At 74.1% G+C, this 7,230-nt stretch carries 3 protein-coding genes; 1 reads left to right on the forward strand and 2 read right to left on the reverse strand.

Annotation, left to right across the window (positions count from 1 at the left end; translation table 11 throughout):
- Positions 1-63 precede the first annotated feature (63 nt).
- The gene (locus tag O4J56_RS19230) at positions 64-1,293 is read right to left on the reverse strand and encodes an NRAMP family divalent metal transporter (protein ID WP_270687465.1); all 1,230 of its coding nucleotides are present in this window, start codon (positions 1,291-1,293) and stop codon (positions 64-66) included.
- Positions 1,294-1,580: 287 nt separating this feature from the next.
- Here O4J56_RS19230 and O4J56_RS19235 point away from each other — a divergent pair, with 287 nt between their 5' ends.
- The gene (locus tag O4J56_RS19235) at positions 1,581-2,285 is read left to right on the forward strand and encodes a GntR family transcriptional regulator (RefSeq protein WP_270687466.1); all 705 of its coding nucleotides are present in this window, start codon (positions 1,581-1,583) and stop codon (positions 2,283-2,285) included.
- A gap of 463 nt (positions 2,286-2,748) precedes the next feature.
- Here O4J56_RS19235 and O4J56_RS19240 read toward each other — a convergent pair whose 3' ends face one another.
- Positions 2,749-6,324: a hydantoinase B/oxoprolinase family protein gene (locus O4J56_RS19240; RefSeq protein WP_270687467.1), complete on the reverse strand. Its 3,576-nt coding sequence runs from the start codon at positions 6,322-6,324 to the stop codon at positions 2,749-2,751.
- Between the last annotated feature and the right edge of the window lie 906 nt (positions 6,325-7,230).

Raw genomic sequence — 7,230 nt, forward strand, 5'->3', positions numbered from 1 at the left:
TCGCGTTCGGAAGGCGGGTGCGGGGCGCCGGGCGGCCCGGTGCCCCGCACCCCGGTCGCGGTGTCAGGCGGACCAGAGGGCCGCGATGCCCGACAGCGCGTTCCACCCCATGTACACGGTCAGCACCCACACCGCCGCGCCGAGGGCGAGCAGCCAGCGCGGGTAGCGGTAGCCGTGCAGCAGGTCGGCGGAACGGCGCCAGCCGACCCACAGCATCAGGGCCAGGCCCACGGGCAGGATCAGGCCGTTGATGGCGCCCGCCATCACCAGCAGGGTGGCGGGGGCCTTGCCCAGAACCAGGAAGGCGACGGCGGAGACGGCGATGAAGGCGGCCACCACCCACGTGCTGCGGCGCTGGAGCCGCTCGGAGAACCCGGTAATGAAGGTCGCCGAGGTGTAGGAGGCGCCGATGACCGAGCTGATGGCCGCCGCCCACATGATCATGCCGAACAGGCGCAGGCCGACCTCTCCGGCGGCGTGCTGGAAGGCCGCGGCGGGCGGGTTGCTCGCGTCGGCGATGGCGGCGCCGCCGGACACCACGCCCAGCACCGCCAGGAAGAGCAGGATGCGGACGATGCCGGTGACGATGATGCCGGTGACCGAGGCGCGTGAGATGGCGCGCACGTTCTCGCGGCCGGTGACCCCGGCGTCGATGAGGCGGTGCGCCCCGGCGTAGGTGATGTAGCCGCCGACGGTGCCGCCGATGATGGTGACGATCGCGGTGAACTCGTCCGCGCCGAGCGCCCCCGGGGCCACGGCGCCGCGCAGGGCCTCGCCGACGGGCGGGGAGGAGGAGAACGCCGCGTAGAGGGTCAGGGCGATCATCAGGACGCCGAGCACCACGATGATGCGGTCCATGGCCATGCCCGCGCGCTTGCTGAGGAAGATGGCGATGGCGATGAGGGCGGAGACGGCGCCGCCGATGCGGGCGTCGATGCCCGCGAGGGCGTCGAGGCCGAGCGCGGTGCCGCCGATGTTGCCGATGTTGAAGACCAGCCCGCCGAAGACGATCAGCGCCGCGAGCAGGTACCCGGCGCCCGGGAGCACCTTGTTGGCGAGTGCGGGGGCGCGCTGGCCGGCCACGCCGATGACCCGCCACAGGTTCAGCTGCACGGCGATGTCGACGACGATCGAGACGAGGATGGCGAAGGCGAAGGCCGCGCCCATCGTCACGGTGAACTCGGTGGTCTGGGTGATGAATCCGGGGCCGACGGCGCTGGTGGCCATCAGGAACATGGCTCCCAGCAGGACACCGCGCCCGCGGCGCGCGGGTGCGGTCGTGGTGGTGCTCATGCGGACCTCGCTCGTCTGGGGATCCCGCTGGAGGGGGAGGGAACAGGGGCCACCGCACGGCCATGGTGAGGATTGTTCAACAATTCACCGATCGCACGGAGGACGTCATCGTACCCCCGACACGCGCTCCAGGCCACACCCCTTCGTGAGGCCGGTCACCGCGGCCGCCCGCACGCCCCGCGCCGCAGGCGTTCGCGCAGTCCGACAGAATTGGGGGCGGGGCGCGCGGCCGGGCCGCACCGGCCCCGCGGAACACCGGCGCGACGACGAGGGAGCGGGGACCGAGGGTGGCGACGAGCGAGGGGCTGGAGGCGTTCTCCGACCTGCGGGGGACGCTGGAGCGGTCGAGCACCGCCGAGCGCGTGGCCGACGCGCTGCGCGAGCGGATCATCGACGGCGCGCTGGCCCCGGGCGCACGGTTGTCGGAGGAGGCGCTGGGCCAGGCCCTGGGGGTGTCCCGGAACACGCTCCGCGAGGCCTTCCGGCTGCTCGGGCACGAGCGGCTGCTGGTGCACCGGTTCAACCGGGGCGTATTCGTCGCCGAGCCGGAGCTGGCCGACGTGGTCGACCTGTACCGGGTGCGGCGTGCGCTCGAACTGGACGCGGTGCGCCGCGCCGACCGGGCCCCGGAGGGCGCGGTGGCCCGGGTGGGCGCCGCCGTCGAGGAGGGCGAGGCGGCGGCCGGGCGCGGCGACTGGTGGGGCGTGGGCACCGCCAACATGCGGTTCCACCAGGCCCTGGCGGCGCTGGCGGACAGCCCGCGCACCGACGAGGTGGTGCGGCGGCTGCTGGCCGAGCTGCGGCTGGTGTTCCACGCGATGGCGGCCCCGCGCGACTTCCACGTCCCCTACGTGGCGCTGAACCGCCGGATCCACCGCCTGCTGGAGGAGGGGCGCCTGGAGAAGGCGGCGGAGGAGCTGTCCGACTACTTCGACGTGGCCGAACGCCAGCTGGTGGAGGCGTTCTCGGAGGAGACCGAGGAGAAGGAGTAGTAGGGGCGGCCGTCTGGAGGCGTTGGCCGCCCGGCGCCTCGGGGGCGTGCGGGGTCCTTGTCCGATCTCCGGCGGGCATCCCTTGGAGTGGTGTCGTATCCATCCGCCCAGGCCAGGCCGCTGGGGCCGACCACGGCCGGCGTGTACGACACCACTCGGCGGAACGCCCTCGGCCTGATGAAACCCCCACCCGGTCACCGCCGATGAGCAGTCGTCACCACGTCAGGCGGCCGGAACCCCGCAGCACCCGCAGCGATGGAGTCTCACCCATTCGGTCGGTGCGGCTTCCGTCAATCCAGTCACCCTGCCCGTCGGCATGGACCATGGCCCCTGGAGCGATGGACTCCCGGCGGCCCGCGACCCGCCCTCGGCAAACGGCCGACGGCGGGCAGCCCGTCGGCGGCCCCGGCCGCCGAACGACCCCGGTGACGTCAGTAGGCTCCGGGCACGGGGGCTCCCCCGCCTATCGGCGCCGCCCGTACCCTCCGCCGCCCGGGGTCTGCACGACCAGCCGGTCGCCGGGCTCCATCCGCACCGACGCGCACCCCTCCAGCTCCTCCACGGTGCCGTCGGCGCGCTCCACCCTGTCGGCCCCGCACGCGCCCGGTTCGCCGCCCGCCGCACCATAGGGCGCGCGCCTGCGGTTGCCCGTGAGCGTGCTGACCGTCATCGGCTCCAGGAACACGATCCGCCGCACTCCCCCGTCGCCCCCGCGCCAGGCGCCCGCCCCGCCGCTGCCCTTCCGCACCGAGAACTCCTCCAGCCGCACGGGCAGCCGCACCTCCAGCACCTCGGGGTCGGTCAGTCGCGAATTGGTCATGTGCGTCTGCACCACCGACGCACCGTCGAAGCCGTCGCCCGCGCCCGACCCCGAACCCACGGTCTCGTAGTACTGGAACCGCTCGTTCCCGAAGGTGACGTTGTTCATCGTCCCCGCCCCCTCGGCCTGCACCCCCAGCGCCCCGTACAGCGCGCCCGTCACCGCCTGCGACGTCTCGACGTTCCCGGCCACCACCGCCGCCGGGTAGGCCGGCGCGAGCATGCTCCCCTCGGGCACGATGATGCTCAGCGGGACCAGGCAGCCGTCGTTGAGCGGGATCTCGTCCCCCACCAGCGTGCGGAACACGTACAGCACCGCGGCCCGGGCCACCGACGACGGCGCGTTGAAGTTGGTCTCCAGCTGCGGCGAGGTCCCGGTGAAGTCGATGACGGCGGACCGCGTCTCCCGGTCCACCTCCACCCGCACCGCGATGACGGCGCCCGAGTCCGTCTCATAGCGGAACTCCCCGTCCCCCAGGGCGTCGATGACCTGCCGCACCGCCTCCTCGGCGTTGCGCTGCACGTGCTCCATGTAGGCCTGCACGACGTCCAGGCCGAAGTGGCCGATCATCTTCCCGACCTCTTCGACGCCCTTGGCGTTCGCCGCCACCTGCGCCCTGAGGTCGGCCAGGTTGACCTCCGGCGCGCGCGAGGGGTACCGCGCGCCCTCCAGCAGCGCGCGCGTCTCCTCCTCCAGGAAGCGCCCCTCCCGCACGAGCAGGTGGTTGTCGAACAGCACCCCCTCCTCGTGCACATCACGGCTGAACGCGGGCATCGACCCCGGGGTGAGCCCGCCGATCTCCGCGTGGTGCCCGCGCGAGGCCACGTGGAACAGCACCTCGCGCCCCTCGGCGTCGTAAACCGGCGTCACCACCGTCACGTCCGGCAGGTGGGTGCCGCCGTGGTAGGGGTCGTTGACCGCGTACACGTCGCCGGGGCGCATCCGCCCGGCGTTGCGCTCCACCACCTCCCGCACGGTCGCCCCCATCGACCCCAGGTGCACCGGCATGTGCGGGGCGTTGGCGATCAGGCCGCCGCCCGGGTCGAACAGGGCGCAGGAGAAGTCGAGGCGCTGCTTGATGTTGACCGACTGGGCGGTGGCCTCCAGCCGGGCGCCCATCTGCTCGGCGATGGACATGAAGAGGTTGTTGAACACCTCCAGCATCACGGGGTCCGGGCCGGTGCCCAGGGCCGTGCGCGGGCGCGGGCGGACCCGCCGCAGCACCAGGTGGCCGGTGGGCTCGGCCCGCGCCGCCCAGCCGTCGTCGACCACGGTGGTCGCGCCGTCCTCGGCGATGACCGCCGGGCCGGTGACGTCGGTGCCGGGCGGCAGGGCGGCCCGCCGGTGCAGCCCGACGGTGCGCCACCGGCCCGCGACGTGCATCCGCACCGGCTCGGGGGGCTCGGGGGCCGCCGCCGGGGCGGGCGCCGGGTCGCCGGTGTCGGAGGGGGCGACCGCCTCGACCTCCACGGCCTCCACCACCAGCGGGCGCTCCATCAGGAAGGAGTAGGTGCGCCGGTGCTCGCGCTCGAACTCGGCGACCATGTCCGGTACCGCCCCCAGCACGACGGTGACCGGGGTGTCCGTGCCGTCGTAGCGCAGCCGGGCCCGCCGCCGCAGCTCGATGCGCGCGTCGGGCACGCCCTCGTCGCGCAGGTGCGCCCGGGCGTCCGCGCCGAGCCGGTCGGCCAGGTCGTCGAGGGCGGGGCGCAGCTCGGGGCCGAGGCGCTCCTCCACCGACTGCTCGCGCATGTCGGTGGTGTCGGCCAGCCCCATGCCCAGCGCCGACAGCACACCGGCCAGCGGGGGCACCAGCACGGTGCCGATGCCCAGGGCGTCGGCGACCGCGCAGGCGTGCTGGCCGCCCGCGCCGCCAAAGGTCGTCAGGCAGTACCCGGTGACGTCCCGCCCCTTCTGCACCGAGATCTTCTTGACCGCGTTGGCCATGTTCTCCACGGCCACCTTCACGAACCCCTCGGCGACCTGCTCGGGGGTGCGGGTGTCGCCGGTGCGCTCGGCGATGCCCGCCGCGAGCCCGGCGAAGCGCCGGCGCACCGTGCCGGTGTCCAGCGGCGCGTCCCCGCCGGGGCCGAAGACGCGGGGGAAGTGGTCGGCCTGGATGCGGCCGAGCATGAGGTTGGCGTCGGTGACGGTGAGCGGGCCGCCGTTGCGGTAGCAGGCCGGGCCGGGGTCGGCTCCGGCCGAGTCGGGGCCCACCTGGTAGCGGCCGCTGTCGAAGCGGAGGACGGACCCGCCTCCCGCGGCCACGGTGTGGATGTCGAGCATGGGCGCGCGCAGCCGCACCCCGGCCACCTGCGCCTCGTGCACGCGCTCGTAGGCGCCCGCGTAGTGGGAGACGTCGGTGGAGGTGCCGCCCATGTCGAAGCCGATGACCCGGTCGAACCCGGCCGCCTGGGAGGTGCGGACCATCCCGACGATGCCGCCGGCCGGACCGGACAGCACCGCGTCCTTGCCGCGGAACCGCCCGGCCTCGGCCAGGCCTCCGCTGGACTGCATGAACATCAGCCGCACCCCGCCCGAGCGCTCGGCGACCCGGTCGATGTAGCGCCGCAGCACCGGGGAGAGGTAGGCGTCGGCGACGGCGGTGTCCCCGCGCGGGACGAGCTTCATCAGCGGGGAGGCCTCGCTGGAAAGCGACACCTGGGCGAAGCCGAGGCGGCGGGCGAGCTCCCCGGCGGCGCGCTCGTGCTCGGGGTGGAGGTGGCTGTGCATGCACAGGACGGCGACCGCGCCGATGCCGTCGTCGAGCGCGCGCCGGAGGTCGGTGGCGAGCGCGTCCAGGTCGGGCGGGCGGACGACGGTGCCGTCGGGGGCGATGCGCTCGTCGTAGGCGATGACCCGTTCGTAGAGGGGGTCGGGCAGGCGGATGTGCCGGTCGAAGATGCGTGGCCGGGCCTGGTAGCCGATGCGCAGGGCGTCGGTGAACCCGCGGGTGACCACGAGGGCGGTGCGTTCGCCCGCCCGTTCGAGGAGGGCGTTGGTGGCCACGGTGGTGCCCATGCGCACGGACTCCACGGCGTCGGGGCCGACGGGGCCGCCGAGCAGGGCGGAGATCCCGGCGACCGCGGCGTCCTCGTACTCGGACGGATTGTCCGAGAGGAGCTTGTGCGTCCTGATCCCGCCGTCGGGCCCACGGGCCACGACGTCGGTGAAGGTGCCACCGCGATCCACCCAGAACTGCCAGCGTCCCGTCGTCACGCGGAGGGTCGTACCCGGAGGCGGGGCGCATGACGCCCTGGGGAGTGAGTCGGGCCACACCGATCCGAAGGGCGGCCGACGGAAGACAGCCGAGGAGGTCAGCGACGAGGAGGGTGGGCGCCCCGTGGCGCAGCACAGTCGGCCGCCGGGTGTGTGCGTGGTCCCCATGATGGGCGGCGACGGCCGGACCGGGGTGGTTCCCCGGCCTTGCCTGCCATCCGGCAGGCCCCTCACAGTCCGGGAGGTCGGAGCGGCTGAGCAGGTACCCCACTCACGGACACCAGCCGAGCGGCGGCCCGCCGGAGTGTGAGCAGGATGGCGGCGACGACGAAGGCGGGCAGCCCTCAAGGCAGCGTCGTCGGGCGCAGCGCGTGTGCACGGTCACCGCGAAGGGCAGCGACGGCGACAGCAGGGCGATTCCCCGGCCCCGCCTGCCGTCCGGCGGGCCCTGGATGGCCCGGATGGGCGGCTCGATGGGCGGGGTTCGCGCTCTTCCGCGCCCGTGGCGGTCGGCGGGCCCGTACCGCGAACCCCGGCACGGCTATGACCTGGTCGAACACTCCGCGTTAAGGGTGAGGAGGGGCGGGAAGCGCGCTCCGCGACACCCGCCAGGACCCATGGGTGACGAACACAGCGGCACCAGAACGAGATTCGGGAACAGGATGCCCGGCTCGTACCTATTCAGGGGCCCGGGTCGCTGTCTGGGGCGTCGGTGCGGCCGCCCGGCCGCTCCCGCCGCGCACCCGCGGGCGGCGGTGGGCCGATATCGGCTACACCCGGTGACGCCGGGCCCGACAAACGGTCCCGGCGTGCCGCTTAGGGGCCCTCTGGGGCCGAATCCCGTTCTGGTATCGCGATGACCGTGCACCCGCACCGCTCGCGAGGCCGGTCCGGGTGTCGAACAGG

The organism is Nocardiopsis endophytica (genome assembly GCF_027706725.1).
Lineage (GTDB): Bacteria > Actinomycetota > Actinomycetes > Streptosporangiales > Streptosporangiaceae > Nocardiopsis_A > Nocardiopsis_A endophytica.

What these genes read in the sequence shown, in the direction of transcription:
- O4J56_RS19230 (WP_270687465.1), bottom strand. Translation starts at nt 1,293, where the DNA reads ATGAGCACCACCACGACCGCACCCGCGCGCCGCGGGCGCGGTGTCCTG.